This is a genomic window from Ruegeria alba (assembly GCF_022321465.1).
GTDB classification, from domain to species: domain Bacteria; phylum Pseudomonadota; class Alphaproteobacteria; order Rhodobacterales; family Rhodobacteraceae; genus Ruegeria_B; species Ruegeria_B alba.
Genome location: NZ_JAKOEM010000001.1, coordinates 252,890 through 278,889 on the forward strand (window position 1 = coordinate 252,890; position 26,000 = coordinate 278,889).

A 26,000-nucleotide genomic window follows, 5' to 3' on the forward strand; every position below is an offset into this window, starting at 1 on the left:
AAGCACATCAGGGAGGCCGTATAAATGGCTGATTTGAAGACAAACTTTCTGGGCATCGAAAGCCCGAACCCGTTCTGGCTGGCCTCGGCGCCGCCGACTGACAAGGAGTATAACGTTCGCCGCGCCTTTGAGGCCGGATGGGGTGGCGTCGTGTGGAAGACGCTCGGCTCCGAAGGGCCGCCGGTGGTGAACGTCAACGGCCCGCGCTACGGCGCCATTTATGGTGCCGACCGGCGGCTGTTGGGCCTCAACAACATCGAGCTGATCACCGACCGCCCGCTGGAAACCAACCTGGAAGAGATCGCGCGGGTCAAGGCGGATTACCCCGACCGGGCGGTGATCGTGTCGATCATGGTGCCCTGCGAGGAAGCGGCGTGGAAAGCGATCCTCCCGCGGGTGGCTGAAACCGGGGCCGATGGAATCGAGCTCAATTTCGGCTGCCCGCATGGGATGAGCGAGCGTGGCATGGGTGCTGCGGTGGGCCAGGTTCCCGAATATATCGAGATGGTAACGCGCTGGTGCAAGACCCATTACGACAAGCCGGTGATCGTGAAGCTGACACCCAATATCACCGATATACGCTATCCGGCACGGGCCGCGAAAAACGGCGGTGCGGATGCGGTTTCTCTCATCAATACAATCAGTTCCATCACGTCGGTCAACCTGGATAACTTCAGCCCCGAACCCTCGATCGACGGCAAGGGCAGCCATGGCGGTTATTGTGGTCCGGCGGTGAAACCGATTGCGATGAACATGGTGGCAGAGATCTCGCGCGACCCGGAAACGCAGGGACTGCCGATCAGCGGCATCGGCGGGGTGACCACCTGGCGTGACGCGGCCGAGTTCATGAGCCTCGGCTGTGGAACAGTGCAGGTCTGCACCGCGGCGATGACCTATGGCTTCCGCGTGGTGGAAGAGATGAAATCCGGCCTCAGCCAGTGGATGGATGAGAAGGGATACACCAGCGTCAGCGATTTCGTCGGGCGCGCGGTGCCCAATGTGACCGATTGGCAGTATCTGAACCTGAACTACATCGCCAAGGCCAAGATCGATCAGGATCAGTGCATCAAATGTGGCCGCTGCTATGCCGCCTGCGAGGATACCTCGCATCAGGCGATTTCCATGTCCGAGGAGCGGGTGTTCGAGGTGATGGATGACGAATGCGTCGCCTGCAACCTCTGCGTCGATGTTTGCCCGATCGAGGGGTGCATCTCGATGGTGCCGATGCAGCCGGGCGAAACAGACCCGCGCACCGGCAAGGTGGTGCAGGCCGATTATGCCAACTGGACCACGCATCCCAACAACCCGATGGCACGCGCGGCAGAGTGAGGACCGAGATTTTTCGACGAAAAATCTCTGCTTGAGAAAATTCGTCGAATTTTCTCAGAAAAGAAGGCGGATCGGTCCGTTGTGGCAGACCACGACGAACTGATCCGCCGTTTCGATCACGTGGAAGTTCCTGCGGCGCATTTCAGTCAGGAAGCGCTCCTTGCCGACTTCGCGGTCAACCCAGGCGATGGATCTGCGGACGACCGCGCCGCGTTGAACGGCGCGTGTGGCAAAAATCTGTTCCAGCCAGCGGCGGGCCTGATCGGGGTGAGGCAGGGTCTGCATGCCTCATCTCAGCAGGTTATGGTAAAGAAAGGCTGAATTCACCCCAAGGCCTTGCCTTGTCTCCAGGCCGCCGCGCGGGTACTTCGGGACAAGGGTGTGTTCAGTCTGCAGGTCCCCATGGTACGTCAGCTTCTTCCCGTAAGTGCCTTGTTGCTTGGCTCTGCCTTGCTGCTTTTCGCGGGGGGCATGAACAGCCTGATTCTGCCGATCCGGGGCGCGCAGGAAGGGTTCAGTGCTTCGGCGCTTGGTCTTCTGGGGACGGGGTGGGCTTTTGGCTATGTCGCGGGATGTTTCTATACGCCGCGGCTGGTGGGGAAGGTCGGCCATGTGCGCGCCTTCAGCGTAATGTCCGGATTTGCCGCGGTCGCCGTGCTGATGTCTTTGTTGCTGCTGACGCCCTGGACCTGGATTCCGCTGCGCGCCATGTCTGGTTTCTGCTTTGCCGGGGCGGCGATGATCGTCGAAAGCTGGCTGAGCGAACGGGCCGAGCCGAGCACGCGCGGTCGCATCTTCGGACTCTATACGATGGTGAACCTCGGTGCCTCGACCGCCGGGCAACTGGTGCTGACGATGGGTGATACGTCGGGCTTTCTGTTCTTTGTCCTGCCCGCGATCTTTTACTGCCTGGCGCTGATGCCGACGGCGATGTCCTCCAAGGCGGTGCCAAAACCGCTGGTCAGTGTCCGGCTTGACCTGATGGCGCTCTGGCGCAACTCTCCCGTGGCGGTGATCGGGGTGCTGTGTGTCGGCGTGTCGAACAGCGCCTTTGGCACCCTGTCGGCGGTCTATGCCGATGGGATCGGGCTGGCGCTTACGACGGTGGCGCTGTTTGCCAGCCTGCCGGTGCTGGCGGGCGCGGTGTCCCAAATCCCGATCGGCTGGTTGTCGGACCGGCTGGACCGGCGCGCGGTGCTGATCGCTGTCGCGGCCCTGGCACTGGCGGTCGATATGGTCTTTATCGCTCTGTCGCCGGAAACCCGGATGCTGAACCTGGTGCTGGCCTCGCTGTTCGGCGCCGCGATCTATGCCATGTATCCGATCATCATTGCCCATGCCAACGATCACGCCGCCGCGGATCAGGCGATTCAGGTCAGCGGCGGACTGTTGATGCTTTACGGGGTTGGATCGATCCTGGGGCCCTTGCTGGCAGGGGTCGGAATGGAGACCCTGGGCGGAACCGGTCTGTTCATGACCTCGGCGGCGGCGCATGTGCTGCTGATCCTGTTCTCGGGCCTGCGGATCCTGTTGCGCGCCCCGGTGGACGAGGCCGACAAATCGAGCTTTGTGCCCGCGCCCGCCGCCCGCGCCACCACGCCTGAAACCGCGGCGCTGGCAAGCGGTGAGTCCGATGAGGTCGAGACTGAGAAAACAGAGATTACTCCGGACGCGGGCTGAGCAGTCGCCGGTAGAGTGTATCGAGAAACACATCGGCGCCATCGAAGGGATCCTCGTTGCCCAGAACCGCACGCACCTGCACGTCGAAATCCGCGTAATGCTGGGTCAGCGACCAGATCGAGAACAGCAGGTGATAGGGATGAACGCGGGCGATCCGGCCCGCCGCCATCCAGGCTTCGAGCAACGCCACCTTGTCATCGACCAGCGCCTTCAGGTCTTCGCTCAGGGCCTGATAAATGCGCGGGGCGCCTTGTACGATCTCGTTGGCGAACAGGCGGCTTTCGCGGGGGTAATCGCGGCTCATCTCCAGTTTGCGGTGGACATAGGCCAAAAGCTCGGTCAGGGGCTCGCCCTGATCGTCGAGCGCGCGCAGCGGATCCAGCCAGGTATCGAGCAACTCGGCCAGCAGGGCCTCGTGCATCGCTTCTTTCGACGGGAAATAGTAGAGCAGGTTGGGCTTGCTCAACCCTGCCTCGGCGGCGATCTGATCCACCGTCGCGCCCCGGAACCCATGCGCCGAGAATACGTTCAGCGCGGCGTCCAGGATGGCGGCACGGTTTTTCTTCTGGATACGGGTCGGCGCGCGGTCCTGAGGCATGATCTGCTGATTTTTCCTTCGCTTGCCCGTCGAAGTGACGGAATCTTGCAGGGGAACTCGGCTATTTCTTGACTGGTGTCAAACCCGTGATAGCGTGAGTTTGACCAGTTGGTCAAATAGCTAGGCCAGCAAGAACGCAAAGCAAGCAACAGGGGAACAGGTATGGCGGCTCCGGCACAGAATCTCAGAATCAACGGCGACAGGTTGTGGGACAGTCTGATGGAGATGGCCAAGATCGGCCCTGGCGTGGCGGGCGGCAACAACCGCCAGACCCTGACGGACGAAGATGGCGAAGGCCGCGCGCTGTTTCAGCAATGGTGCGAGGCGGCGGGATGTTCCATGGGGCTTGACCAGATGGGCAACATGTTCGCCATGCGGGCGGGAACCGACCCGGATGCGCTGCCGGTCTATGTGGGCTCGCATCTGGATACCCAGCCGACGGGCGGCAAATATGACGGGGTGCTGGGGGTTCTGGCCGGGCTGGAGGTGATCCGCACCCTGAACGACCTGGGCATCCGCACCAAACACCCCATCGTCGCCACCAACTGGACCAACGAGGAGGGTACGCGCTTTGCCCCCGCGATGCTGAGTTCGGGGGTGTTTGCCGGTATGCATACGCAGGACTGGGCCTATGCGCGCACCGATGCCGAAGGAAAGAGCTTTGGCGACGAGCTGTCGCGGATCGGATGGTGTGGCGAGGAAGAGGTGGGCGCGCGCAAGATGCACGCGTTTTTCGAACTGCATATCGAACAGGGGCCGATCCTGGAGGCCGAGGGCAAGGATATCGGCGTTGTCACCCATGGCCAGGGGCTTAGCTGGACACAGGTCACGATCACCGGCAAGGACGCCCATACCGGCTCGACCCCGATGCCGATGCGGCGCAATGCCGGGCTGGGCATGGCGCGGGTGCTGGAAAAGGTGGACGAGATTGCGCTGAGCCACGCGCCCCATGCGGTGGGGGCGGCGGGTCACATCGACGTTTACCCGAACTCGCGCAACGTGATCCCGGGCAAGGTGGTGTTCACGGTGGATTTCCGCAGTCCCGAATTGTCGGTGATCGAGGATATGGAGGCGCGGCTGCGCGTCGAGGGCCAGAGGATCGCCGATGCGATGGGGCTGGAGATCGCCTTTGAGAAGGTGGGCGGCTTTGACCCGGTGGCCTTTGACGAGGGCTGTGTCTCGGCCATCCGCAATGCGGCCGAGCGGCTGGGATACAGCCATATGAACATCATCTCGGGCGCTGGCCACGATGCCTGCTGGATCAACCGGGTGGCGCCGACGGCTATGGTGATGTGTCCCTGCGTCGACGGGCTGAGCCATAACGAGGCCGAGGAGATATCGAAGGACTGGGCCGCTGCTGGTACGGATGTGCTGTTCCATGCGGTGGTGGAGACGGCGGAAATCGTGGAGTGATCCGGGGGCGATGCCCCCGGACCAGCGGGGGGCGCTGCCCCCCGAACCCCCCGGAGTATTTTCGGCGAAATGAAGGACAGGGGATGGTGCCGGACACGGCCATAATGCGCAAACGGGTGAGGGCGGCAGTTGAGGCCGATCTTTCGAACGCGCCATTGGATGCGGTGGGTCGGGCCACGCTGCGCGATTTCGCGGCTTTGCGGCAAGAGCCGGAGGTTGTGGAAGTGCAGTTCAGCGGCGGCGTGATGGGGCAGGGTTGGGCGGTCACGCGGCCGAATGGCCCCTACCTGGTCGTCTACCTGCCGCAGGCGGGATGTTTCTCGCTCTGTGTCGAGGGGCCGTTCGGGCCGCTGGATATCGGGGTGCATGGCAATGCGATCGGCTGTTTCGGGTCGGTCTGACAAGAAAACAGGGAGTTCAAGCAAATGAGCACAGTCATCAGGAACGGTACCGTTGTCACCGCCGATCTGACCTATAAGGCGGATGTGCGGATCGAGAACGGCGTGATCACCGAAATCGGCCCGGGGCTGAGCGGTGACAAGGAGTTGGACGCCACCGGCTGTTACGTGATGCCCGGCGGCATCGATCCCCATGTGCATCTGGAGATGCCCTTTATGGGCACCTATTCCAGCGACGATTTCGAGAGCGGCACCCGCGCCGGGCTGGCGGGCGGAACCACGATGGTGGTGGATTTCTGCCTGCCCAATCAGGGCGAGAGCCTGCTGGACGCGATCAAGCGCTGGGACAACAAATCGACCCGGGCCAATTGCGATTATTCCTTCCACATGGCGGTGACCTGGTGGGGCGAGCAGGTCTTCAACGACATGAAGACCGTGATCGAGACGCGCGGGATCAACACGTTCAAGCATTTCCTCGCCTACAAGGGCGCGCTGATGGTGAACGATGACGAGCTGTTCGCCTCGTTCAACCGCCTGGCCGAACTGGGTGGCATTGCCATGGTCCATGCCGAGAACGGCGATGTGGTGGCCGAGATGACCGCGCGCCTCTTGGCCGAGGGCAATACCGGGCCCGAAGCGCATGCCTATTCGCGCCCCTCTCAGGTCGAGGGCGAGGCGACCAACCGCGCCATCATGATCGCCGATATGGCCGGTGTGCCGCTTTATGTGGTGCATACCTCGTGCGAGGAATCCCACGAGGCGATCCGGCGCGCCCGCATGCAAGGCAAGCGGGTTTGGGGCGAGCCGCTGATCCAGCATCTGACATTGGACGAGAGCGAGTATTTCCACCCCGACTGGGATCATGCGGCACGGCGCGTGATGTCACCGCCCTTCCGCAACAAGCAGCATCAGGACAGCCTGTGGGCGGGGCTGCAATCGGGTTCGCTGAGCGTGGTGGCTACCGATCACTGCGCCTTTACCACCGAGCAGAAACGCTATGGCGTGGGTGATTTTTCCAAGATCCCCAATGGCACCGGCGGGCTGGAGGACCGGATGCCGATGCTGTGGACTCATGGGGTGGCGACCGGTCGCCTGACGCCGAACGAATTTGTGGCGGTTACATCAACAAATATCGCCAAGATATTGAATTGTTATCCGAAAAAAGGTGCGGTTCTGGTCGGTGCCGACGCCGATCTGGTGGTCTGGGATCCGGAGAAATCCAAGACGATCAGCGCAGGCAGCCAGCAATCGGCCATCGACTATAACGTGTTCGAAGGCAAGGAGGTCAAAGGCCTGCCGCGCTTTACCCTGACGCGCGGCCAGGTGGCGGTGCATGATGGCGAGATCCGCACCCAGGAGGGCCATGGCAAGTTCGTGGCGCGCGAGGCGAACACGCCCGTGAACCGGGCGCTGAGCAGCTGGAAAGAACTGACCGCACCGCGTCCGGTGGAACGGTCGGGCATTCCGGCGACGGGGGTCTGATGCGCCTATTCGGGCACAAGCGCATCCAGTTCGGGCAGGAGAACGACACTCTCCTGCTCGTGCGGATCGGTGCGGGCCAGGATTGCGACGGCCTCGGTCTGGCCGGTGTTGATCGGCAGGTGCGGGACACCGGCGGGGATATAGATCAGATCGCCCGCATTGGTCTCCATCCGGTGTTCCAGCGCAGGGCCCCAGTACATGACCGCCGAGCCCTCGATCACGTAGATCGCGGTCTCGTGGTCGGCGTGCAGATGGGCCTTGGCCCTGCCACCCGGCGGAATGCGCAACATGTGCATGCAAATGGATCGGGCTCCGGTCGTCTCGCGTGCGATCCCTTGAAAATAATTGAACCCCTGCTTGCCGGCATAGGTTTCGCCAAGGCGGAGTTTTTGGCAGGTTTCTGGCATCTGATCGGGCATCGCTCGGGGGTCTCCAACAGGACAATGACACTATGAATGGGACAGGGCAGCAGCCGGCGTTGTCAAGCGTGGTTTCGGCCAAGGGGCTGGATCTGACGTTTCAGACAAATGACGGCCCGGTTCACGCGCTCAAGGACGTGAACCTGGAAATCAACAAGGGCGATTTCGTCAGTTTCATCGGGCCGTCGGGTTGTGGCAAGACCACCTTCCTGCGCTGTATCGCGGCGCTGGAAACGCCGACCGGTGGCAGCCTGACGGTGAACGGGATGACGCCCGACGAGGCGCGGCGCAAGCGCGCCTATGGCTATGTGTTTCAGGCGGCGGGTCTGTACCCGTGGCGGACCATCGCCAAGAATATCAAGCTGCCGCTCGAGATCATGGGGTTTTCCCGGCAAGAGCAGGAAGAACGGGTGAGAAAAGTCCTGGAACTCGTTGATCTGGCTGGGTTTGGCGGCAAGTTTCCCTGGCAGCTGTCGGGCGGAATGCAGCAGCGCGCCAGCATCGCCCGCGCACTGGCCTTCGACGCCGATATCCTGCTGATGGACGAGCCGTTCGGGGCGCTGGACGAGATCGTGCGCGATCACCTGAACGAGCAGTTGCTGGCGCTTTGGGCGCGGACCGGCAAGACCATCGGGTTCGTCACCCATTCGATTCCCGAGGCGGTCTATCTGTCGACCAAGATCGTGGTGATGAGCCCGCGCCCGGGCCGGATCACCGATGTGATCGAAAGCCCGCTGCCCAGGGAGCGGCCGCTGGATATTCGGGACAGCAAGGAGTTCATAGAGGTCGCGCATCGCGTGCGCGAGGGTCTCAGGGCGGGGCATGCCGATGACTGAGCTGGGTTTCTGGATGCGCGGCGACGAGGCCGGGCGGAACCGGAATTCGGCACGAATTCCGGCCCGATTTCCTTGCAGGAAATCGGAGTTGCGCGCGTGGGGAGGGACGGCATGAAATCTCTGCTTGCGGTTCTGACCGTCCTCGCTGCGATCGTTGGGCTCTGGTATGCGGCCTGCGTGCCGATGAACATTCACGGTGTGCTGGTGACGGCGGAACGCGGCGGGGCGGTGGTGGAGCCGTCCGATGCTGCCGCCCGGCGCGAGATGAGCGGTGTTTCGCTGGCGCTGAGGAACGGGTTTGCCGTGCCCGAGACCTGGGCGCAGGAGCGTCCGCGCTTGCCGGCGCCCCATCAGGTGGCGATCGAACTGTGGGACACCACGGTGATGAAGAAGATCACCTCGAAACGCAGCCTTGTCTATCATGGCTGGGTAACGCTGAGCGCTACATTGCTGGGGTTCGGCATCGGCACCGTTCTGGGTGTGTTGCTGGCGGTGGGGATCGTGCATTCGCGTGTCATGGACATGTCGGTGATGCCCTGGGCCATCGTCAGCCAGACCATTCCGATCATCGCGCTGGCGCCGATGATCATCGTGGTGCTCTATTCGGTGGGTGTTCAGGGGATCATCCCCAAGGCGGTGATCTCGGCCTATCTGAGCTTTTTCCCGGTCGTGGTCGGTATGGTCAAGGGGTTGCGCAGCCCCGATGCGATGCAGCTTGACTTGCTGAGAACCTACAATGCCTCGAAGGGCGAGACCTTTTGGAAACTGCGCCTGCCGGCCTCGATGCCTTATCTCTTTGCCTCGCTCAAGATCGGGATCGCGGCCTCGCTGGTCGGGGCCATCGTGGGTGAGTTGCCGACCGGAGCGGTTTCAGGTCTGGGCGCGCGGCTGCTGGCGGGCAGCTATTATGGTCAGACCGTACAGATTTGGTCGGCCCTGTTCGGGGCGGCGATCCTGGCGGCCTGTCTGGTGGGGCTGCTGGGGGTGATAGAGCGGCTGGTTCTGAAGCGGATGGGGATGGCATGAGGATGGCACGGCATAGGGGGGGCGCTGCCCCCGTCGCGCAGGCGCGACTCCCCCGAGGTATTTTGGAACAGAAGAAGATTGGGGGGATGCGCGGATGATGCTGGTTCTGGTGGCCTTGCTCGTCTGGGGCGCGGCCTGGTGGCTGAACACGCGGCTGGCCGAGGGTCCGCAGGCCGAGACCCGTTCGGTGCAACTGGCGGTGCCGCTGATTTTTGGCGCGACGATCCTGATCGTGTGGGAACTGGTGGTACGGGGCCTGGAGGTGCCGCTGGTGATCCTGCCCGCGCCCTCGCTGATCGCGGCGCGGTTCGCGGGTAGCCTGCCGATCCTCTGGGCGGATTTCGTACAGACCTTCGTCAAGGGGGCACTGAGCGGCTATCTGATCGGCTGCGGTGCCGCGTTCCTGATGGCGGTTGCGGTGGACCGGTCCGAGTTCCTGCGGCTGGGCCTGTTGCCGGTGGGCAATTTCGTGGCGGCCCTGCCCATCGTTGGCACTGCACCGATCCTGGTGATGTGGTTCGGCTTCGACTGGCAGTCGAAGGCCGCCGTGGTCGTGGTGATGGTATTCTTTCCCATGCTGGTCAACACCGTGGCGGGCCTGCGCGAGACCACGTCGATGCAGCGCGACCTGATGGAGACCTATGCGGCGAGCTATTGGCAGAGCTTCTTCAAGCTGCGGCTGCCGGCGGCAATGCCCTTCATCTTCAACGGTTTGAAAATCTCGACCACGCTGGCCCTGATCGGGGCGATCGTGGCCGAGTTCTTCGGCTCGCCGACATTGGGCATGGGGTTCCGTATCTCGACCAGTGTCGGACAACTGGCGCTGGACATGGTCTGGGCCGAAATCGTGGTGGCGGCGCTGGCGGGAACGCTGTTCTATGGGCTGGTGGCGCTGATCGAACATCATGTCACCTTTTGGCACCCCTCGCAGAGACGCTAGGCTGACAGATATGCGACAAGATCCCGGACCGAACCGGGGCACAGAATTGAACAACCAACAAGGAGTGAAATCATGAAGAAACTGTTGAATGGCGCGGCGCTTGCCCTGGCCCTGGCGGCTGGTCCGGCCCTGGCGGCGGACGAGGTCAAGCTGCAACTGCAATGGGTCACCCAGGCGCAGTTCGCCGGCTATTACGTGGCGTTGGACAAGGGCTATTACGACGAAGAGGGTCTGGATGTCACCATCCTGCCCGGCGGCCCCGACATCGCCCCGCCGCAGGTGCTGGCCGGTGGCGGCGCCGATGCGATGCTGAACTGGATGCCCTCGGCACTGGCGGCGCGGGAAAAGGGCCTGCCGGTGGTGAATATCGCGCAGCCCTTCAAATCCTCGGGCCTGATGCTGACCTGCTGGAAGGATACCGGCATCACCGGACCGCAGGATTTCAAGGGCAAGACCATCGGTGTCTGGTTCTTTGGCAATGAATACCCGTTCCTGAGCTGGATGAGCCAGGAGGGGATCAGCACCGATGGCGGTGCCGACGGTGTGACCGTGCTGAAGCAGGGTTTCAACGTCGATCCGCTGCTGCAACGTCAGGCCGATTGCATCTCGACCATGACCTATAACGAATATGGTCAGGTGCTGGATGCCGGTGTCAGCGAGGACGAACTGGTGACCTTCAAATACGAGGACATGGGTGTCGCCACGCTGGAGGACGGCATCTATGTGCTCGAGGACAACCTCAAGGACGACGCGTTCAAGGACAAGATGACCCGCTTTGTGCGTGCCTCGATGAAAGGCTGGAAATATGCCGAGGCCAACCCGGACGAGGCCGCGGGCATCGTTCTGGACAATGACGCCACCGGTGCCCAGACCGAGGCGCATCAGGTTCGCATGATGGGTGAGATCGCCAAGCTGACCGCCGGGTCGAACGGCGCGCTGGATCCGGCCGACTTCGACCGCACGGTTGCCACGCTGCTGGCAGGCGGCTCGGACCCTGTGATCACCAAGACGCCCGAGGGCGCCTGGACCCACGAGATCACCGACGCGGCACTGAAGTAACGTCTGGAAAGCTACGCCGGGGCGACCTCGGCAGGCGCGGTCCCGTTTGGGGCCGCGCTTTTTCGTGCGCGGATGTCGGTTTTGGTTGGGACGGGATACGAGGGCGTGATATGCATTGAGTTGCAAAATGCACCTCAATGATCGCAGGTCCATCCAAGTTGGAATAAAATGCAAAATTTTGCGCAAGAAATGCAGGCTGCGTTTACCCTAGTCCTGGCTGGTGATTCCGAGTTGCTCGGGATCGTGGGCCTGTCGCTGCGCGTGTCGCTTTTTGCGGTCCTCTGCGCGGCTCTGATCGGGATGCCGCTGGGGGCTGCGCTGGCCGTCGGGCGGTTTCCCGGTCGCCGCGCGATGGTGGTGCTGGTCAATGCGCTGATGGGGCTGCCACCGGTTGTGGTCGGGCTGATTGTCTATCTCATGCTGTCGCGCTCGGGCCCGCTTGGCGTGCTGCAACTGCTTTATACGCCAACAGCCATGATCATCGCGCAGGTGGTTCTGGTTACCCCGATCATCGCCGCCTTGACCCGTCAGGTGGTCGAGATGCTGGATGCCGAATATGCCGAACAGATGCGCAGCCTGGGCCTCTCGCGGCTGGCCACGGTGCCGGTGCTGTTGTGGGACGGGCGGGTGGCGTTGCTGACCGCGCTGCTGGCTGGTTTTGGCCGTGCCATTGCCGAGGTGGGCGCGGTGATCATCGTTGGCGGCAATATCAACCATGTGACCCGAGTGATGACCACCGCGATCGCGCTTGAGACCTCCAAGGGCAATCTGGCGCTGGCGTTGGCGCTTGGGGCGGTCCTGATCGGGATTGCCGTCGCGGTCAATGCGCTGGTCAGCCTGCTGGGCGCGCGCAGCCGTGCCGAGGCGCTGGCCCATGCGTGATCTGGTCGAGGAAAGCGGACTGGTGATCGAGACGCAGGGCTTGCGCATTTCGCGTCGTGGCCAGAGCCTGCTGGATGTGCCGTATCTGAGGCTGGGCGGGCCGGGGCCTACGGTGATCCTGGGACCGAACGGGGCGGGCAAGAGCCTGCTGTTGCGCTGCCTGCATGGGTTGATCCAGGCCGATGCCGGGACGGTGCGGCAGAATGGGCGCGCGCTTGACGCCGAGGAGCGGGCCAGCCAGGCCATGGTCTTCCAGCGGCCCGTGATGCTGCGCCGCTCGGTGGCGGGCAATCTCGATTTCGTCCTGCGCCGCCGGGGTCTGAACCGGGCGCAGCGTCAGGCCCGGATCGCGGCGTTGCTGGCCGAGGGCGGATTGCCGTCGCGCGCACGCCAGGGGGCCCGCTCGCTGTCTGTGGGCGAGGCGCAGCGGTTGGCGATCCTGCGTGCGCTGGCCACCGAACCCGAGGTGCTGTTCCTCGACGAACCCACCAGCGCGCTGGACCCGGGCGCGACCCAGGCGGTCGAATCGCTGGTGCTGCGCGCCAGCGCCCGTGGCGTGCGGATCGTGATGGTAACCCATGACATCGGCCAGGCCCGGCGGCTGGCGGCGGATGTGGTGGTGATGATGGGCGGGGAGGTGGTGGAACACGGACCTGCCGCTCAGGTGCTGGATGACCCGGCCAGCGGCGCGGTGCGTCGGTTCCTGGCCGGAGAGCTGATTTTCTGAACCTTTACGGAGACTGGACATGATCGGAAGTGTTTTCCGCGCGAGCGCGCTTGCGCTTGGCCTGATGGCAGGCACTCTGGCGCAGGCGGGAGAGTTCATCGTGGTGCAATCCACTACCTCTACCCAGAATTCGGGCCTGCTGGACCATATTCTGCCCGCGTTCGAGGCCGAGACCGGGATCGAGGTGCGGGTGGTCGCGGTGGGCACCGGCCAGGCGATCAAGAACGCCGCCAATGGTGATGGCGATGTGCTGCTGGTGCATGCCAGGGCGGCCGAGGAGAAATTCGTGGCCGAGGGCTGGGGTGTCGAACGCCTCGATGTGATGTACAACGATTTCGTGCTGGTCGGCCCGGCCTCGGACCCGGCGGGCGTGCGCGGTGGCAGCGATATCGTGGCGGCGCTGAGCGCGATTGCAGAGGTTGAGGCGCCCTTTGCCTCGCGCGGGGATGACAGCGGCACCCATAAGGCCGAGCTGCGCCACTGGCAGAGCGCGGGTATCGACGTGTCTGCTGCCTCGGGCGGCTGGTATCGAGAGACCGGTTCGGGCATGGGGGCGACGCTGAACCTGGCGGCCGGCATGGGCGCCTATGCGCTGACCGATCGCGCCACCTGGATCGCCTTTGCCAACAAGGGTGACCTTGTGATCGCGGTCGAGGGCGACGCGCGGCTGTTCAACCAGTATGGGGTGATCCTGGTCAACCCCGAGAAGCATCCCGGCGTCAAGGCCGAAGCCGGGCAGCGGTTCGTCGACTGGCTGACCGGCGCGGACGGGCAGGCGGCGATCGCGGGCTATACGCTGGACGGCCAGCAGCTGTTCTTTCCCAACGCGAAATAGTCCGGCACGGCTGCGGCAGGGAGAGATTTTTCGACGAAAAATCTCGCCTCCGGCGGGAGTATTTTGGGCGGAATGAAGGGGGATTATGCAGTCAGCCGCTGGCGCCGTTGTGATGGACGGTGCCAAGGCCGCTGAGGTCATAGCCCCCCATCTCGGCTGCGCGGGCGGCAAAGGCGGGGCTTCGCAGGAAGGCCATCAGCCGGGTCATCGGTGGATCGAATACGGCGCGGCGCCAGATCGCCAGGTCGAACCGCTCTTCATGGGTGGGGATGAAGCCAAGACCGTGGGGCGACGCAAGGGCCCCCAGACCAAATCCCGCCTCGGCCTTGCCCGATTGCAGCAGCTGGGCGAGGTCCTCTTCGGTGCGGGCGCAGGTGGGGTCTGGCGCGAGATCGGCGGGGGAGAGGCCCAGTTTCTCCAGCTCGGCAAGGAAAAGGTGCTGGCTGGCGGCGCTGGCCTGGCGCATTGCAACCTTGCGTCCGCGCAGATCGGCGATCCCTCTGATGCCGGTGATCCCGGGTGCCAGCAGCAATCCGCGCTGGCGCCGCGCGATCTCGATCAGCACCACCGGCGCCTCTCCGACGGCGTCCCTCAGGGATGTGGTGTTGAACCCGTCTGCCTCGCGGATATGCAGCGCAGCGGCCTGAGCGCTGCGCTCTTTCAGCCGGATCAGGCCGTCGAAGGAGCCGTCGTAATAGGTGGCCAGCCCGGCGCCGCTTTCCCTTAGCGCCCAGTCGAGCAGCGGGTCATGGCTGCCCGCCAGGATCGGGGGCAGGGGCGGCTCGGCCACCTGCGGCCCCGCGCGCGAGGCGTTGAGCCAGGCCAGTACCTCGGCCCGGGGAAACAGCAGCTTGCCCATGGCGCGCACATGCGGCACCTCGCCCGAGGCGGCGAGGTCATAGGCCTTGCGCTCGCCGATCCTGAGCAGGTCGGCCAGCTCGCGGGTGGTCAGGAACTCGGCCATTCAGTCGAGACGCACATCCGCGCCGGTGCCGCGTTCAGCGGCGGAAAAGCCCGCACGGTTCAGAATCTGCGGCGCGGCGACGGTGATGATGGCCATCAGGACAACGGCGCTGAGAAAGGCTTTCATGGCTGCTCCTTTGCCAGGGTGGCCCGGCGCAGATAGGCGATCAGGTCGGCGCGGTCCTGGGCGCCGGTGATCCGTTGCATGGGCATCTTCGATCCCGGAATGTAATGGTCCGGGCCCAGATCGAAAAGCGAATTGATGCTGTCTTCGGTCCAGACGATCTCCGACCCCGCCAGAGTGTCGGAATAGAGATAGCCGGGCAGGGTGCCCGCACGGCGGCCGAATATCTGGTAGAGAGTGGGACCGGCCCGGCGTCCGCCATCCGCTGTCAGCGCGTGGCAGATCGAGCATTTGCGGGCAAACTGCCGCTCGCCGTTGTCCATGTCCTCGGGGGATTTCAGAAAGCTGCGCTCGCCGCTTGCCATCTTGCCATGTTCCGAGAGCGAGGCCACCGGCCAGCTGTACATCGTATCGTCGATCCCACCGGCGTGGATATTCGCGCCATCGGGCGAAAAGGCCAGCGCCCAGACCGGGCCGCGCAGGGTGGCGCGGAAATCGCGGGCGATGCGCCAGCTGTCCGTGTCGATCACCATGATATAGCCCTCGCCATCGCCCACAGCGAGCTGGCTGCGGTCAGGGCTGAGTGCCAGCGCCAGAACCGGGCGACGGTCGAGGGTGAAGTCGCGCTCGGCCCCGGTGGCAAGGTCGATGACCCGCGTCACCCCATCGACCGCGCCATAGGCCAGCCAGCCATCGGGTGCATTCAGAACGATCTCGTTGATGCCGAACCCGTGGCGGGTGATCTGGCGCAGCTCGCTGCCGCTCGCAACATCCCAAAGCCGCAGCACGCCATCCATGCCAGCGGAATAAAGCTGCGCGCCATCGGGAGAGAAGACGACCGCATTCACGCCGCTGCCGGCATCGAGGCTGCGCGGCGCCGCGCCGTCCAGCGGCCAGAGGCCGATGGTGCCGTCCCAGCTGGCGGTGGCGGCATGGGTGTCCGACAGGGCAAGACCGGTGATCTTGCCCTTGTGGCGGCCCAGCACGGTGCCCTCGGGCCAGCGGCGCAGGGTGAAATCGTCGCCCGCCGAGTAGAGCACGCCGCCCTGAAACGCTACCGTGTTGACGGCGGCCTCGTGCCCTTCGAACCAATGCGGCGCCCGCCCGGTCCATAGCCCCACGGAATTGTCGAAACTGGCGGTGGCGATCTGCCCGTCCGGGCCGACGGCGATGCCCATGATCGGCCCACCGTGACCCTTCAGGGTAAAGAACTCTGCCGCCGCGCAGGCGGGCCAGAGCAGCAGCACGAGCGCCAGCGCCCGCATCATTCCGCCGGGCTGGGCCTGGCCTTGCTGGCCTCGGCCGATTTCACCTCGTCCAGCCACAGCGAATGGTGCTCGCGGGCCCATTGCTCCTCGACCTCGCCCGAGCCCATGGCATCGAACGCGCCCTCCATCCCCAGCGAGCCCAGATAGATATGGGCGATGATGATGGTGATGAACGCAAAGGCCACGATCAGGTGCCAGAGCTGAGCGTACTGCATTTCCTGATGCGGGGTCATCACCTCGGGCAGGGCCAGCCCCATGGCCTGTGGCAGGCCGGTGGCATTGGCCAGCGCAAAGGTCTTGGCAAACATCGGCATTTCAAAGGGAAACAGCAGCGAAAGGCCCGAGAGAGAGATCGACAGGCCCAGCAGGATGCAAAGCCAGAAGATGATCTTTTGTCCCGCGTTGAATTTCTTCGCGGGCGGATGCATCCCCTTGCTGAACAGGCCACCGCCCACAGCCAGCCATTTCAGATCATGCCGGTTGGGAATGTTATGGGCGATCCAGTTCACCGTCACGATGGCCAGTCCCAGCATGAAGGCCCAGGCGATGTTGTTATGCACCCATTTGCAGGCCAGCGCGAGGGTGGCAAAGGCCTCTTTGCCCAAGAGCGGGATCAGTACGTCGCGGCCATAAAGCGTGATCAGGCCCGACGCTGCCAACACCAGGAACGACCCGGCAAACAGCCAGTGCCCGAACCGTTCAAAGGCGGCAAAGCGGGTCACGCTGCGCCCGGTCTTGGCGCCGTCGATGCGGATGCGGCCACGCAGCAGATAGAACAGGGCCAGCACGACGATCATGCCCCCCAGCGCATAGGTGCCATAATCGCGCAGCGCGCCCTCGCGCAGGGTCAGCCACCACATGCCATCGTCCTGGATGATCACATCGGCGGCGGGACCGCGCGCCGAGACGGTGACATCCGCCGCGCCATAGCGCAGGGCGCGGTAAATCTCGCTGTCCGAGGCGCCGCCGCGTACGCCCAACTGCGCCTCGAGCGGTGCTGTCTGGCTGCCGGTATTGGTGGAGCGATAGGCATCATCAACCACCTCGCCACGTTGCCGGGCCAGAATGTCCTCAAGCGTGGTGGCGCCGCCGGTGGCGGAGCGATCCGGCGTGGCCTCCTGCGCCACGGCGGGCAGGGCAAGACAGAGCAGACAGATCAGAAGTCGCAGAACCGGCATCGGAACCTCATGTGCAATCCGCACCGCCGGAAAACCGCGAAACAGTGCGGCGGCGCGAGAATTTTCGCAGAAAATTCTTGGTCCTGCGGCGCAAAGTTCATGCGCCGCAGGGTCTGACGGTGTCAGCCGCCTTTCTGGTCATAGGCCGTGCCCCAGCCCCAGGCGCCGGTGCCGAAACCGCGCGCCACAACGCGTTCGCGGTAGATGGCCGAGACCACGTCGCCGTCACCGGCCAGAAGCGCCTTGGTGGAACACATCTCGGCGCAGATGGGCAGCTTGCCCTCGGCGATCCGATTGCGCCCGTATTTGGCGAATTCGGCCGTCGAATGGGTCTCTTCCGGGCCACCGGCGCAGAAAGTGCACTTGTCCATCTTGCCGCGCGATCCGAAATTGCCCGCCTGCGGATATTGCGGCGCGCCAAACGGGCACGCGTAGAAGCAATAGCCGCAGCCGATGCACAGATCCTTGGAATGCAGCACCACACCGTCTTCGGTCTGATAGAAGCAGTCCACCGGGCAGACCGCCATACAGGGGGCATCCGAACAATGCATGCAGGCCACCGAGATCGAGCGTTCGCCCGGTTTGCCGTCATTGATCGTCACCACCCTGCGGCGGTTGATGCCCCAGGGCACTTCGTGCTCGTTCTTGCAGGCGGTCACGCAGGCGTTGCACTCGATGCAGCGCTCGGCGTCACAGAGAAACTTTGCTCTTGCCATTTTCAGTCCTCCTTACGCTGCCGAGATCTTGCAGAGAGTGGCCTTGGTCTCCTGCATCTGGGTCACAGAGTCATAGCCATAGGTCTGCGCGGTGTTCGAGGCCTCGCCCAACACATAGGGATCGGCGCCCTTTGGATATTTCTCGCGCAGATCGGCACCCTGGAAGTGACCGCCGAAATGGAACGGCATGAAGGCCACGCCGGCGCCGACCCGTTCGGTCAGCATCGCCATCACCTTGACCTTGCCGCCCTCGGGGCCTTCGACCCAGACCTGTTGCCCGTCACGAATGCCCAGATTGTTGGCATCGCGCGGGTTGATCTCGACGAACATGTCCTGCTGCAATTCGGCCAGCCAGGGGTTCGACCGGGTCTCTTCCCCGCCGCCCTCGTATTCGACCAGACGCCCCGACGTGAGGATTATCGGATAATCCTTTGAAAAGTCGTTCTTCTGGATCGACGCATAGAGGGTGGGCAGGCGATAGGCATGCCGGTCCTCATAGGTGGGATAATCCGCCACAAGGTCGCGCCGGTTGGTATAGAGCGGCTCGCGATGCAGCGGGATCGGGTCGGGGAAGGTCCAGACCACGGCGCGGGCCTTGGCATTGCCGAAGGGCGCGCAGCCATGCTTGATCGCCACCCGCTGGATACCGCCCGAAAGGTCGGTCTTCCAGTTGGTCTTGGGTCCGGCCACCGCGTCGATGGCGGCACGTTCCTCGGCGGTCAGATCGCCGTCCCATCCCAGATCCATCAGCATCTGCATGGTGAATTCAGGGTATCCGTCCTGAATTTCGGCGCCCGGGTTCGACACGCCCTCGGCCAGCAGGTTGTCGCCGTCGCGTTCCACCCCGAACCGGGCGCGGAAGCACAGCCCGCCCTCGGCCACCGGTTTGGACATGTCATAGAGGTTCGGCGTACCGGGATGGCCCATCTCCGCCGTGCCCCAGCAGGGCCATGGCAGACCATAGTATTCGCCATCGTTGGGTCCGCCCACCGCCTGCAATGTCGTGCGGTCGAAGGTGTGCTGATTGGCCATGTGGCTCTTGATCCGCTCGGGCGACTGGCCGGTATAGCCGATCGTCCAAAGCCCCGCGTTGAACTCGCGGGTGATGCTCTCGACATTGGGCGTTTCCGGGTCGTCCATCTCGATATTGCGGAACAGCCGGTCGGCCCAGCCGAACTTGTTGGCGAACTTGGCCATGATGACCTCGTCCGGCAGGCTTTCGAACAGCGGATCGACCACCTTGTCGCGCCATTGCAGCGAGCGGTTGGACGCGGTGACCGAGCCACGGGTTTCGAACTGCGTGCACGCGGGCAGCAGATAGACCCCGTCGGTGCGGTCATGCATCACGGCCGAGACGGTGGGATAGGGGTCGATCACGACAAGCATGTCGAGCTTTTCCATTGCCGTCTTCATTTCCGGCCCGCGCGTCTGGCTGTTGGGCGCGTGGCCCCACAGCACCATGGCACGGACATTGTTGTCCTGATCCATGTTGGCGGGGTCTTCCAGCACGCCGTCGATCCAGCGGCTGACCGGGATGCCGCTTTCGTTCATCAGCGGCTTGTCCTTGCCATCCTTGTCCTTGATCGATGCGAACTGTCCCTTGAGCCAGTCCAGATCCTCGCCCCAGACACGCGCCCAATGGGCCCAGGCGCCTGCGGTCAGGCCGTAATAGCCGGGCAGGGTGTGGCTGAGCACGCCCAGATCGGTTGCACCCTGCACGTTGTCATGGCCGCGGAAGATGTTGGTGCCGCCACCCGAGGTACCCATGTTGCCCAGCGCCAGCTGGAGCACGCAATAGGCGCGGGTGTTGTTGTTGCCATTGGTGTGCTGGGTGCCGCCCATGCACCAGATCACGGTGCCGGGACGGTTGTTGGCCATGGTACGGGCGACGCGTTTCAACTGGCTGCCGGGCACGCCGGTCACGCGCTCGGTCTCTTCGGGTGTCCAGTTGGCCACTTCGGCCTTGATCTGGTCCATGCCCCAGACACGGGTGCGGATGAACTCCTTGTCCTCCCAGCCGTTCTCGAAGATGTGCCACAGGATACCCCAGATCAGGGCCACGTCCGTGCCGGGACGGAAGCGCACATATTCATCGGCATGGGCCGCCGTGCGGGTGAAGCGCGGATCGCAGACGATGAGCGGCGCGTTGTTCTGTTCCTTGGCCTTCAGCACATGCAGCAGCGAGACGGGATGCGCCTCGGCCGGGTTGCCGCCGATGATGAAGATGGCCTTGGAATTGTGGATGTCGTTATAGCTGTTCGTCATCGCGCCATAGCCCCAGGTGTTGGCAACACCTGCGACGGTCGTCGAGTGACAGATACGGGCCTGGTGATCCACGTTGTTCGTGCCCCAATAGGCGGCGAACTTGCGGAACAGATAGGCCTGTTCGTTATTGTGCTTGGCCGAACCCAGCCAATAGACGCTGTCCGGGCCGCTTTCGGCGCGGATTTTCATCATGCCGTCGCCGATCTCGTCGATGGCCTGTTCCCAGCTGATCTGCTTCCACTCGCCGCCCTCTTTCTTCATCGGGTATTTCAGGCGGCGTTCGCCATGGGCGTGCTCGCGGACCGAGGCCCCCTTGGCGCAATGGGCGCCCAGGTTGAACGGGCTGTCCCAGCCTGGCTCCTGCCCGATCCAGACGCCGTTCTTGACTTCGGCGACGACGGTGCAGCCCACCGAACAATGGGTGCAGACGGATTTCACGGTCTCAACCGCCGATCCGGCGGCTGTCTGGGCGCTGGCCTGCGTCACGGTTCCGCCCGTGGCGCTGATCGCGGCCAGGCCGCCGATCGCCAGACCCGAACCGCGCAGGAACGCGCGGCGGTCGACATGGCTATCGCCGACCTGGGACAGGATCGAGTTCCGCTGGGGGCGTCGCGCAACCCCGTTGGTCTTTTTCCTTAGCATCTTCTACCTCCCGTGCTGGCCACATCATGTGGCTGGCTTGGTACCTGTTGGAACCGGCGTCAGGGCCTCACGCAACCGTCTGCCGGGGGATGACGGCGTCCATTCGTCAAAAACGGGCGCTGTCCAGATAGGCGCGGGTATGCGCGGTGTCCTGAAGGCGGGTCTCGTCGGTGGGCAGCGCCGCTGCCTCGGCCTCGCTCCCCAGGGCCGCCGCGGCCACCGCCGCAGGAGCCGCCGTTCCGGCCAGTTTCAGGAAGTCCCGGCGGCTGGCGCCGTCTTCGCTGGTGGTCTTGCTCATGGAAACCTCCTGTTCCATTTGCGGGTCTGGCACCCCCGGCGGGGGATGCCGGCGAAAGGCGGCTCAGGCCGCCGTCATCCGGAAGGCTTCGCGCTCGATCTCCATGAACACCCGGCCGGCGGAGCCGACCGAGGCATAGAGGACCGACGCTTCGGCGCCTTCCAAATCCGAATAGAAATGCCCTGCCCATGGGCCGATATGGCGCGACCAGAACAGGCGCTGGTCGGCCAGCGGGGCGGGGGCCGAGAACCGGCCCACGATCATGCCCGCCATCATCTCCATCAGCGAGGCGATATTGTCCTCGGGTTCGAAGACGTTCGGGGCGCGGGTGATGGCGCGGGCGGCCATGTCCTGGCGCAGCTGGGCCAGCGGCTTTTCGTTCAGGAAGCCGGTCAGGTAATAGCTGGCATAGGGCAGAAGCTCGCCCCGCCCAAGCCCGATGAAGAGCGCGTTGAACTCGCGTTCGGCCGCGGCGGGCTTGGTCACCCGCGCCACCCGGGCCAGCGCGCCGATGGCCTGACCCAGATCGGTCTCGTCCCCCGAGAGGCCCGCGATCTGGTCGAGCAGCAGCTGGTCGGGCGGGGCCGACAGAAGCAAGCCGAGGAAGTTGTAGAAATCCGCGCGCAGGCGGTCCTCGTCGCTGATCGGTGATGGGGCTGTCTCGGTCCGGGTCATTCCTTATCCTTCGAAGGTGAAGCGCATGCGCCGGGGCGCGGGTGGGGCGGTGTCGGCGGCATCGTCAAGGACCGGGGCAGGGGGCGCGGGCGCCTCGGGGTCCCGCAAGGGGACCGCCTCGTTGCCCGCCTCGGCTGCGGGCGCAGCCTCGGTCGCGGCCATGGCCAGCGGCTCGTCTGCGGGCGGGTCCGAAGTATCTTTTTTGGCATCCGTGGCGGTCTCGGCCTCGGCCTGTGCCGCCAGCGCCTCGACATGGTGCAGCATGCCCCGGCCGACCTGATAGGCGGTCTGCAACCCCTCGATCACCCGGGTCGCATCGGTGAAGTCCTCACCGTAATCCACCAGCCCGTCCACATTGGCCAGCACCGGGTTCAGCCGCCAAAGACGGCGCAGCGCCCGACGGCGCAGACGGTCGGGCACCAGTTCGCTCATGAAGCGGCTGACATCGTCGCCCGGTTGCAGCAGGTCGGGATCGGGCAGGTCGAGGCGCTCCAGGATCTCGGCATCTTCCTGTTGTTCCAGCGCGGCCTGCGCCTCGGCCCGGGCGCGCAGTTCGAGCGCCGCCGCCTCGGCGCGCTCCTCGGCCGCGACACCGGCGCGGCGACGGCTCCAGAAATCGCCCCTTGCGCTCATTGCACCGCCTTCCGCCTTGGCGCGCGATAGACATCGGCCTGTTGCCGGATACGCGCGTCGCCGCGTCCATCCTCGACCAAGTCCACCCGCTTGCGGTCGCGCCGCCGTTTGACAAAGGGTTCGGCATGATGGTGCTGCAAGGTGAAATCGCGCACCCAGGCCACCAGGCCCGGCGTCATCGGGATCTTTTCCACGATATCGTCCGCCGTATCGGCATAGTCCTGCCCCTCATAGGGCGAGGCGGTGACCAGCACCGCGTCGAGCGGACGGTCGTCCTGGTCGGTTTCGCGCAGGACCAGATAGATCGAGGGCACGCCATCGGCCAGATTGATCCGGTAGGCCTCGGCATCGGCGGCCCAGAGGGTCAGCGGCAGGGTGGCGGCGTGATATTCGACCGCCTCGCCCTCGCGCCGGAGCTCGGCCCAATCGGCGGGCCCCGCGCCGGGCAGCACCGCAACCGCGCGCCACGACCACCGGGCCCAGCGGGTCACCCCCGGTGTTTTGCGGACGACAACGCCCAGCGGCATCTCGATGTGAATTCCGGCGGCCTGGGCCACATGCTCCTCCCCGGAAAGCTCTCCCCTTCTTTCCGTACCGGAAACTATGGGACGGAATATCCGGTCTGCCAAGTCTTTTTCCCGGATTGGCCTGAAGAGTTGACCAGTTTCATGCGCAGAGTGAAATCGGGCCAAGGCGCAATAGGACTTTAGTATGGCTCGTGCCGCACAGGCGATGCCGGTTGGATGGCGCGATCGGGGGCTTTACCGGCGGGCCGGGCTGGGCCAAGCTCGGCCCCGGGCGAAAGGGGAGCGACATGACCGAGACGTTGATTTTGTGCGATTGCGGCGGCAGCCAGAGCCTGGACCGCGAACGGATCGCCAGCGGTTGCGGGGCTGCCTGTTCGCGCGTCTTTCGCGCGCTCTGCACCGACGAGATCGGCAAGGCGGCAGAGCTGATGCAGGCGGGCGATGTGGTGATCGCCTGTGGCCAGGAACAGGCGGTGTTCACCGATCTGGCGGCTGAACTTGGGGTCGAAACGCCCGGCTTTGTCGATCTGCGCGACCGCGCGGGCTGGTCGGATCAGGGCGCACAGGCCACGCCCAAGATGGCAGCGCTGGCCGCCGAGGCGCTGATGCCCGTTGCAGCCCCACCCGCGGTCGACGTGATCAGCGAGGGCACCTGCCTGATTGCCGGACCGGCGGGTGTGGCCTGCGATCTGGCAGAGCGGCTGACCGGAACGCTGGCGGTCACGGTGCTGCTGAGTGACGAAGAACCGCCACTCAGCCGGGCCTATGACGTCGTGGCGGGACGGCTGACGCGGATCGAGGGGGCGCTGGGTGGTTTTCGCGTCCGGATCGACGGGTTCCGTCAGTTGATGCCGGGCGGGCGGGGCGGATTTGCCTTTGGCCCGGCGCGCGATGGCGCGCAGTCGGCCTGCGATATCGTGATCGACCTGACCGGAGGAATGCCCCTTGTCCCGGCCCCCGACAAGCGCGAGGGCTATCTGCGCGCCGACCCGCGCGATCCGCTGGCAGTGGCGCGGCTGGCGCTCGAGGCGGTGCAACTGACCGGCACATTCGAGAAACCGCTTTATGTGCGGCTCGATGACAGTCTCTGCGCCCATTCGCGGGCCGGACAGCGGGGGTGTTCCAATTGCCTCGATATCTGCCCGACCGGTGCGATCACCCCGGCGGGGGACCATGTGGCGATCGATCCGATGGTCTGTGCCGGCTGCGGCGCCTGCGCGGCGCTGTGCCCCTCGACCGCGATCACCTACGAGGCACCGACCGTGGCGGCGCTCTTGGCGCGGATGCAGCGGCTGGCACGGGCCTATCGCGGGGCAGGCGGGGTGGCGCCGCGCTTGCTGGTGCATGATGCCCATGGGGCCGAGATGATCCGCCTCGCGGCCCGGTTCGGGCGCGGCTTGCCCGCCGATGTGATCCCGCTGGAGCTGGCCACCGTCTCGGGCCTGGGCCATGCCGAGATGCTGGCGGCGCTGGCACATGGGTTTGCCAGCCTGTCCGTGCTGATGGGTCCACGCACCGAGCAGGACGCGCTGACCCGCGAGCGCACGCTGGCAGATGCGATTGCCGGGGCGGGCCGGCTGGAACTGCTCGATATTGCCGATCCCGATGCGCTCTCGGATCACCTTTACGCCGCGCCGGTGCCGGAACCGCTTGCGGACCCGGTCCTGCCGCTTGGCAACCGGCGCCAGATCACCCGGCTGGCGGCGCAGGCCCTCAATCCCGGCGGGCCGGTGCTGGATCTGCCGCAAGGCGCCCCCTATGGCGCGGTGGCCGTTGATACAGATGCCTGCACGCTCTGCCTCAGCTGCGTGTCACTTTGCCCGTCGGGGGCGCTGATCGACAATCCTGACCTGCCACAGCTGAACTTTCAGGAGGACGCCTGCCTGCAATGCGGCATCTGCCGGACCATCTGCCCGGAGCAGGCGATCACGCTGGTGCCCCGGCTCGACCTGTCGGATGCGGCGCTGGGGCAGAAGGTGCTGAACGAGGAAGAACCCTTTGCCTGTATCGAATGCGGGACGCTCTTCGGGGTACGCTCCACCGTCGAGCGGATCATGGAGAAGCTGGCGGGTACGCATCCGATGTTTGCTGAAAGCGCCCAGGCCCGCATGATCCAGATGTGCGACAATTGTCGGGTGGGCGCGCATTTCGAGCAGGAAAACAATCCCTTCGCATCCAAGCCCAAACCAAGAACCGTCACGACCGAGGACTATTTCACCAAACGCAAGGATCACTGATAGGCGCCCTTGTCTTCATTTCGCCCAAAATACTCCCGCCGGAGGCGCAGATTTTTCGGCGAAAAATCTGCTGGGCGCCCGGTCGCGACCGCGGCGCTTGTCGCCTGTCACTTCACGATCAGCGGTGCACCCAGATCGGCGGCACCGGTGGCCGCGACGAAGGCCAGGATCGCCTCCAGCTCCTCGATCGTCACCGTCACCGGGTGGATCGGCGGCGGACGTTCAGCGTCAAAGGGCGCGGTGACGCCCGGAATCTGGGTAAAGGCCGGATGCGGGCGCAACACATAGAATTGCTGAAACCGCGCGTCCCAGTCAGGCAGGCTGCGCAACACCGCGAAGGACGGGGTCGACCCGATCCCCTTCATCCGGTTCTCGGCGCCTGTCACGTGGCAGCGACCGCATTTACCCTGGGCAAGCTTGGCCCCAAGCGCAGCGTCGCCCTCGAAGTCGACGGTCTCTTCCGACGCCGTTTCGTCCCGCAGCGCAACGAATGCGGGTCCGTCGGCGGGGGTAAAACTCTCGATCGTGCGCTGACCGATCTCCGATTGCATCCAGTCGCGGAACCGCTCCTGTCGTGGCTCGGCGCCGATCTGGAGCAGATAGACCGTATCGCCCTGTCGGAACACCCGGGTGCCGTCACCTTCGACAACCAGCCGCATGGGTCCTGCCGGATCCGCGACAACGCGGATTCCGGTCTTGAGCGAGAAGCGCGGCAGAATATGTTGCAGAAGACCCGACCGTGTCACGGCCTCGGGGCTGGCCAGACCAATCTCCTCCTGCGCGATGCAGGGGGTGGCGAAGGCGAGCAGGCTGAGGCACAAGAGGGCATGTCGCATGTCCCGCAGCCTAA

27 protein-coding genes are annotated in these 26,000 nt (G+C 64.6%); 13 read left to right on the forward strand and 14 right to left on the reverse strand.

The genetic code is table 11. The annotated features are described in order from the left end of the window. The first annotated feature begins 24 nt into the window (after window positions 1-24). Window positions 25-1,329: an NAD-dependent dihydropyrimidine dehydrogenase subunit PreA gene (gene preA / locus MB818_RS01250; protein WP_234136527.1), complete on the forward strand. Its 1,305-nt coding sequence runs from the start codon at window positions 25-27 to the stop codon at window positions 1,327-1,329. Window positions 1,330-1,383: 54 nt separating this feature from the next. On the opposite strand, the gene MB818_RS01255 is transcribed toward preA, so the two are convergent. After that, window positions 1,384-1,614 carry a hypothetical protein gene (locus tag MB818_RS01255; RefSeq protein WP_011047511.1) on the reverse strand — a complete coding sequence of 77 codons (231 nt, stop codon included), beginning with the start codon at window positions 1,612-1,614 and terminating at the stop codon, window positions 1,384-1,386. Between the two features lie 117 nt (window positions 1,615-1,731). Between MB818_RS01255 and MB818_RS01260 the strand changes: the two genes are divergently transcribed. After that, the gene (locus MB818_RS01260; RefSeq protein WP_234136528.1) at window positions 1,732-3,009 is read left to right on the forward strand and encodes an MFS transporter; all 1,278 of its coding nucleotides are present in this window, start codon (window positions 1,732-1,734) and stop codon (window positions 3,007-3,009) included. Here the strand turns inward: MB818_RS01260 and MB818_RS01265 are convergent. Then, complete coding sequence (locus MB818_RS01265) at window positions 2,990-3,607, reverse strand: TetR/AcrR family transcriptional regulator (protein ID WP_234136529.1); 618 nt, start codon at window positions 3,605-3,607, stop codon at window positions 2,990-2,992. The genes MB818_RS01260 and MB818_RS01265 overlap by 20 nt on opposite strands. 162 nt (window positions 3,608-3,769) lie before the next feature. On the opposite strand from MB818_RS01265, the gene MB818_RS01270 reads away from it, so the two are divergent. From MB818_RS01270 to hydA, 3 genes are all read left to right on the forward strand, one after another. Beyond that, a complete protein-coding gene (locus tag MB818_RS01270) occupies window positions 3,770-5,020 on the forward strand; it encodes a Zn-dependent hydrolase (RefSeq protein ID WP_238903616.1) in 1,251 nt (416 codons plus the stop codon). A gap of 83 nt (window positions 5,021-5,103) precedes the next feature. Continuing rightward, window positions 5,104-5,421 carry a hypothetical protein gene (locus tag MB818_RS01275; RefSeq protein ID WP_234136531.1) on the forward strand — a complete coding sequence of 106 codons (318 nt, stop codon included), beginning with the start codon at window positions 5,104-5,106 and terminating at the stop codon, window positions 5,419-5,421. A gap of 24 nt (window positions 5,422-5,445) precedes the next feature. Next, window positions 5,446-6,900: a dihydropyrimidinase gene (hydA, locus tag MB818_RS01280; RefSeq protein WP_234145105.1), complete on the forward strand. Its 1,455-nt coding sequence runs from the start codon at window positions 5,446-5,448 to the stop codon at window positions 6,898-6,900. A gap of 5 nt (window positions 6,901-6,905) precedes the next feature. Here the strand turns inward: hydA and MB818_RS01285 are convergent, their stop codons facing one another. Continuing rightward, window positions 6,906-7,190 carry a cupin domain-containing protein gene (locus tag MB818_RS01285; RefSeq protein ID WP_234169948.1) on the reverse strand — a complete coding sequence of 95 codons (285 nt, stop codon included), beginning with the start codon at window positions 7,188-7,190 and terminating at the stop codon, window positions 6,906-6,908. Between the two features lie 161 nt (window positions 7,191-7,351). On the opposite strand from MB818_RS01285, the gene MB818_RS01290 reads away from it, so the two are divergent. The 7 genes from MB818_RS01290 (at window position 7,352) to MB818_RS01320 (ending at window position 13,624) form a co-directional block, all read left to right on the forward strand. Further along, a complete protein-coding gene (locus MB818_RS01290; RefSeq protein WP_234175862.1) occupies window positions 7,352-8,155 on the forward strand; it encodes an ABC transporter ATP-binding protein in 804 nt (267 codons plus the stop codon). A 111-nt stretch (window positions 8,156-8,266) separates the two neighbouring features. Continuing rightward, a complete protein-coding gene (locus tag MB818_RS01295) occupies window positions 8,267-9,181 on the forward strand; it encodes an ABC transporter permease (RefSeq protein ID WP_234136535.1) in 915 nt (304 codons plus the stop codon). Between the two features lie 94 nt (window positions 9,182-9,275). Further along, on the forward strand, window positions 9,276-10,121 hold the full coding sequence (locus tag MB818_RS01300) for an ABC transporter permease (protein WP_234136536.1): 846 nt from the start codon (window positions 9,276-9,278) through the stop codon (window positions 10,119-10,121). A gap of 72 nt (window positions 10,122-10,193) precedes the next feature. Then, complete coding sequence (locus tag MB818_RS01305) at window positions 10,194-11,180, forward strand: ABC transporter substrate-binding protein (protein WP_234136537.1); 987 nt, start codon at window positions 10,194-10,196, stop codon at window positions 11,178-11,180. A gap of 168 nt (window positions 11,181-11,348) precedes the next feature. Beyond that, window positions 11,349-12,062: an ABC transporter permease gene (locus MB818_RS01310; RefSeq protein WP_234136538.1), complete on the forward strand. Its 714-nt coding sequence runs from the start codon at window positions 11,349-11,351 to the stop codon at window positions 12,060-12,062. Next, a complete protein-coding gene (locus MB818_RS01315) occupies window positions 12,055-12,789 on the forward strand; it encodes an ATP-binding cassette domain-containing protein (protein WP_238903619.1) in 735 nt (244 codons plus the stop codon). The genes MB818_RS01310 and MB818_RS01315 overlap by 8 nt, the downstream gene beginning before the upstream one ends. Before the next feature lie 19 nt (window positions 12,790-12,808). After that, the gene (locus MB818_RS01320; RefSeq protein ID WP_234183656.1) at window positions 12,809-13,624 is read left to right on the forward strand and encodes an ABC transporter substrate-binding protein; all 816 of its coding nucleotides are present in this window, start codon (window positions 12,809-12,811) and stop codon (window positions 13,622-13,624) included. Window positions 13,625-13,715: 91 nt separating this feature from the next. Here the strand turns inward: MB818_RS01320 and MB818_RS01325 are convergent, their stop codons facing one another. The 10 genes from MB818_RS01325 to MB818_RS01365 all read right to left on the reverse strand — a co-directional run bounded on the left by MB818_RS01325 (window position 13,716) and on the right by MB818_RS01365 (window position 22,943). After that, window positions 13,716-14,588, reverse strand: coding sequence for a substrate-binding domain-containing protein (locus MB818_RS01325; protein WP_234136541.1), 873 nt, complete (start codon window positions 14,586-14,588; stop codon window positions 13,716-13,718). Further along, complete coding sequence (locus MB818_RS21950; RefSeq protein ID WP_255699818.1) at window positions 14,589-14,714, reverse strand: hypothetical protein; 126 nt, start codon at window positions 14,712-14,714, stop codon at window positions 14,589-14,591. Next, a complete protein-coding gene (locus tag MB818_RS01330; protein WP_238904002.1) occupies window positions 14,711-15,976 on the reverse strand; it encodes a c-type cytochrome in 1,266 nt (421 codons plus the stop codon). Before MB818_RS01330 ends, MB818_RS21950 begins: the two co-directional genes overlap by 4 nt. Then, window positions 15,976-17,157, reverse strand: a complete 1,182-nt coding sequence (locus tag MB818_RS01335) for a formate dehydrogenase subunit gamma (RefSeq protein ID WP_234145112.1) — start codon at window positions 17,155-17,157, stop codon at window positions 15,976-15,978. Before MB818_RS01335 ends, MB818_RS01330 begins: the two co-directional genes overlap by 1 nt. A gap of 122 nt (window positions 17,158-17,279) precedes the next feature. Further along, window positions 17,280-17,873: a formate dehydrogenase FDH3 subunit beta gene (gene fdh3B / locus MB818_RS01340; protein ID WP_011047528.1), complete on the reverse strand. Its 594-nt coding sequence runs from the start codon at window positions 17,871-17,873 to the stop codon at window positions 17,280-17,282. 12 nt (window positions 17,874-17,885) lie between these two features. Beyond that, window positions 17,886-20,780, reverse strand: a complete 2,895-nt coding sequence (locus tag MB818_RS01345) for a formate dehydrogenase subunit alpha (RefSeq protein WP_234136543.1) — start codon at window positions 20,778-20,780, stop codon at window positions 17,886-17,888. A 106-nt stretch (window positions 20,781-20,886) separates the two neighbouring features. Further along, window positions 20,887-21,078: a ubiquinol-cytochrome c reductase iron-sulfur subunit N-terminal domain-containing protein gene (locus MB818_RS01350; RefSeq protein ID WP_234136544.1), complete on the reverse strand. Its 192-nt coding sequence runs from the start codon at window positions 21,076-21,078 to the stop codon at window positions 20,887-20,889. A 63-nt stretch (window positions 21,079-21,141) separates the two neighbouring features. Beyond that, complete coding sequence (locus MB818_RS01355; protein WP_234136545.1) at window positions 21,142-21,753, reverse strand: TorD/DmsD family molecular chaperone; 612 nt, start codon at window positions 21,751-21,753, stop codon at window positions 21,142-21,144. 3 nt (window positions 21,754-21,756) lie between these two features. Beyond that, entirely contained in the window at window positions 21,757-22,386 is a 630-nt protein-coding gene (locus tag MB818_RS01360) for a DUF3306 domain-containing protein (RefSeq protein ID WP_234136546.1), read from the reverse strand. Continuing rightward, the gene (locus MB818_RS01365; protein ID WP_234136547.1) at window positions 22,383-22,943 is read right to left on the reverse strand and encodes a DUF3305 domain-containing protein; all 561 of its coding nucleotides are present in this window, start codon (window positions 22,941-22,943) and stop codon (window positions 22,383-22,385) included. Before MB818_RS01365 ends, MB818_RS01360 begins: the two co-directional genes overlap by 4 nt. A gap of 257 nt (window positions 22,944-23,200) precedes the next feature. Here MB818_RS01365 and MB818_RS01370 point away from each other — a divergent pair, with 257 nt between their 5' ends. Beyond that, on the forward strand, window positions 23,201-25,150 hold the full coding sequence (locus tag MB818_RS01370) for a 4Fe-4S binding protein (RefSeq protein WP_238903621.1): 1,950 nt from the start codon (window positions 23,201-23,203) through the stop codon (window positions 25,148-25,150). 107 nt (window positions 25,151-25,257) lie between these two features. Here the strand turns inward: MB818_RS01370 and MB818_RS01375 are convergent, their stop codons facing one another. Then, window positions 25,258-25,986 (reverse strand): cytochrome c family protein, encoded by a 729-nt coding sequence (locus MB818_RS01375; RefSeq protein WP_238903623.1) that lies wholly within the window; start codon window positions 25,984-25,986, stop codon window positions 25,258-25,260. Window positions 25,987-26,000: the final 14 nt, after the last annotated feature.

Bases quoted from the DNA above. Each gene is read 5' to 3' on its own strand.
- MB818_RS01275 (WP_234136531.1), top strand. From the start codon at position 5,104: ATGGTGCCGGACACGGCCATAATGCGCAAACGGGTGAGGGCGGCAGTT.
- MB818_RS01290 (WP_234175862.1), top strand. From the start codon at position 7,352: ATGAATGGGACAGGGCAGCAGCCGGCGTTGTCAAGCGTGGTTTCGGCC.
- MB818_RS01325 (WP_234136541.1), bottom strand. From the start codon at position 14,588: ATGGCCGAGTTCCTGACCACCCGCGAGCTGGCCGACCTGCTCAGGATC.
- MB818_RS01315 (WP_238903619.1), top strand. From the start codon at position 12,055: ATGCGTGATCTGGTCGAGGAAAGCGGACTGGTGATCGAGACGCAGGGC.
- MB818_RS01345 (WP_234136543.1), bottom strand. From the start codon at position 20,780: ATGCTAAGGAAAAAGACCAACGGGGTTGCGCGACGCCCCCAGCGGAAC.
- MB818_RS01310 (WP_234136538.1), top strand. From the start codon at position 11,349: ATGCAAAATTTTGCGCAAGAAATGCAGGCTGCGTTTACCCTAGTCCTG.
- MB818_RS01330 (WP_238904002.1), bottom strand. From the start codon at position 15,976: ATGCGGGCGCTGGCGCTCGTGCTGCTGCTCTGGCCCGCCTGCGCGGCG.
- MB818_RS01265 (WP_234136529.1), bottom strand. From the start codon at position 3,607: ATGCCTCAGGACCGCGCGCCGACCCGTATCCAGAAGAAAAACCGTGCC.
- fdh3B (WP_011047528.1), bottom strand. From the start codon at position 17,873: ATGGCAAGAGCAAAGTTTCTCTGTGACGCCGAGCGCTGCATCGAGTGC.
- MB818_RS21950 (WP_255699818.1), bottom strand. From the start codon at position 14,714: ATGAAAGCCTTTCTCAGCGCCGTTGTCCTGATGGCCATCATCACCGTC.
- MB818_RS01305 (WP_234136537.1), top strand. From the start codon at position 10,194: ATGAAGAAACTGTTGAATGGCGCGGCGCTTGCCCTGGCCCTGGCGGCT.
- MB818_RS01375 (WP_238903623.1), bottom strand. From the start codon at position 25,986: ATGCGACATGCCCTCTTGTGCCTCAGCCTGCTCGCCTTCGCCACCCCC.
- MB818_RS01285 (WP_234169948.1), bottom strand. From the start codon at position 7,190: ATGTTGCGCATTCCGCCGGGTGGCAGGGCCAAGGCCCATCTGCACGCC.
- MB818_RS01350 (WP_234136544.1), bottom strand. From the start codon at position 21,078: ATGAGCAAGACCACCAGCGAAGACGGCGCCAGCCGCCGGGACTTCCTG.
- MB818_RS01320 (WP_234183656.1), top strand. From the start codon at position 12,809: ATGATCGGAAGTGTTTTCCGCGCGAGCGCGCTTGCGCTTGGCCTGATG.
- MB818_RS01355 (WP_234136545.1), bottom strand. From the start codon at position 21,753: ATGACCCGGACCGAGACAGCCCCATCACCGATCAGCGACGAGGACCGC.
- MB818_RS01295 (WP_234136535.1), top strand. From the start codon at position 8,267: ATGAAATCTCTGCTTGCGGTTCTGACCGTCCTCGCTGCGATCGTTGGG.
- preA (WP_234136527.1), top strand. From the start codon at position 25: ATGGCTGATTTGAAGACAAACTTTCTGGGCATCGAAAGCCCGAACCCG.
- MB818_RS01270 (WP_238903616.1), top strand. From the start codon at position 3,770: ATGGCGGCTCCGGCACAGAATCTCAGAATCAACGGCGACAGGTTGTGG.
- MB818_RS01360 (WP_234136546.1), bottom strand. From the start codon at position 22,386: ATGAGCGCAAGGGGCGATTTCTGGAGCCGTCGCCGCGCCGGTGTCGCG.
- hydA (WP_234145105.1), top strand. From the start codon at position 5,446: ATGAGCACAGTCATCAGGAACGGTACCGTTGTCACCGCCGATCTGACC.
- MB818_RS01335 (WP_234145112.1), bottom strand. From the start codon at position 17,157: ATGCCGGTTCTGCGACTTCTGATCTGTCTGCTCTGTCTTGCCCTGCCC.
- MB818_RS01255 (WP_011047511.1), bottom strand. From the start codon at position 1,614: ATGCAGACCCTGCCTCACCCCGATCAGGCCCGCCGCTGGCTGGAACAG.
- MB818_RS01300 (WP_234136536.1), top strand. From the start codon at position 9,276: ATGATGCTGGTTCTGGTGGCCTTGCTCGTCTGGGGCGCGGCCTGGTGG.
- MB818_RS01260 (WP_234136528.1), top strand. From the start codon at position 1,732: ATGGTACGTCAGCTTCTTCCCGTAAGTGCCTTGTTGCTTGGCTCTGCC.
- MB818_RS01370 (WP_238903621.1), top strand. From the start codon at position 23,201: ATGACCGAGACGTTGATTTTGTGCGATTGCGGCGGCAGCCAGAGCCTG.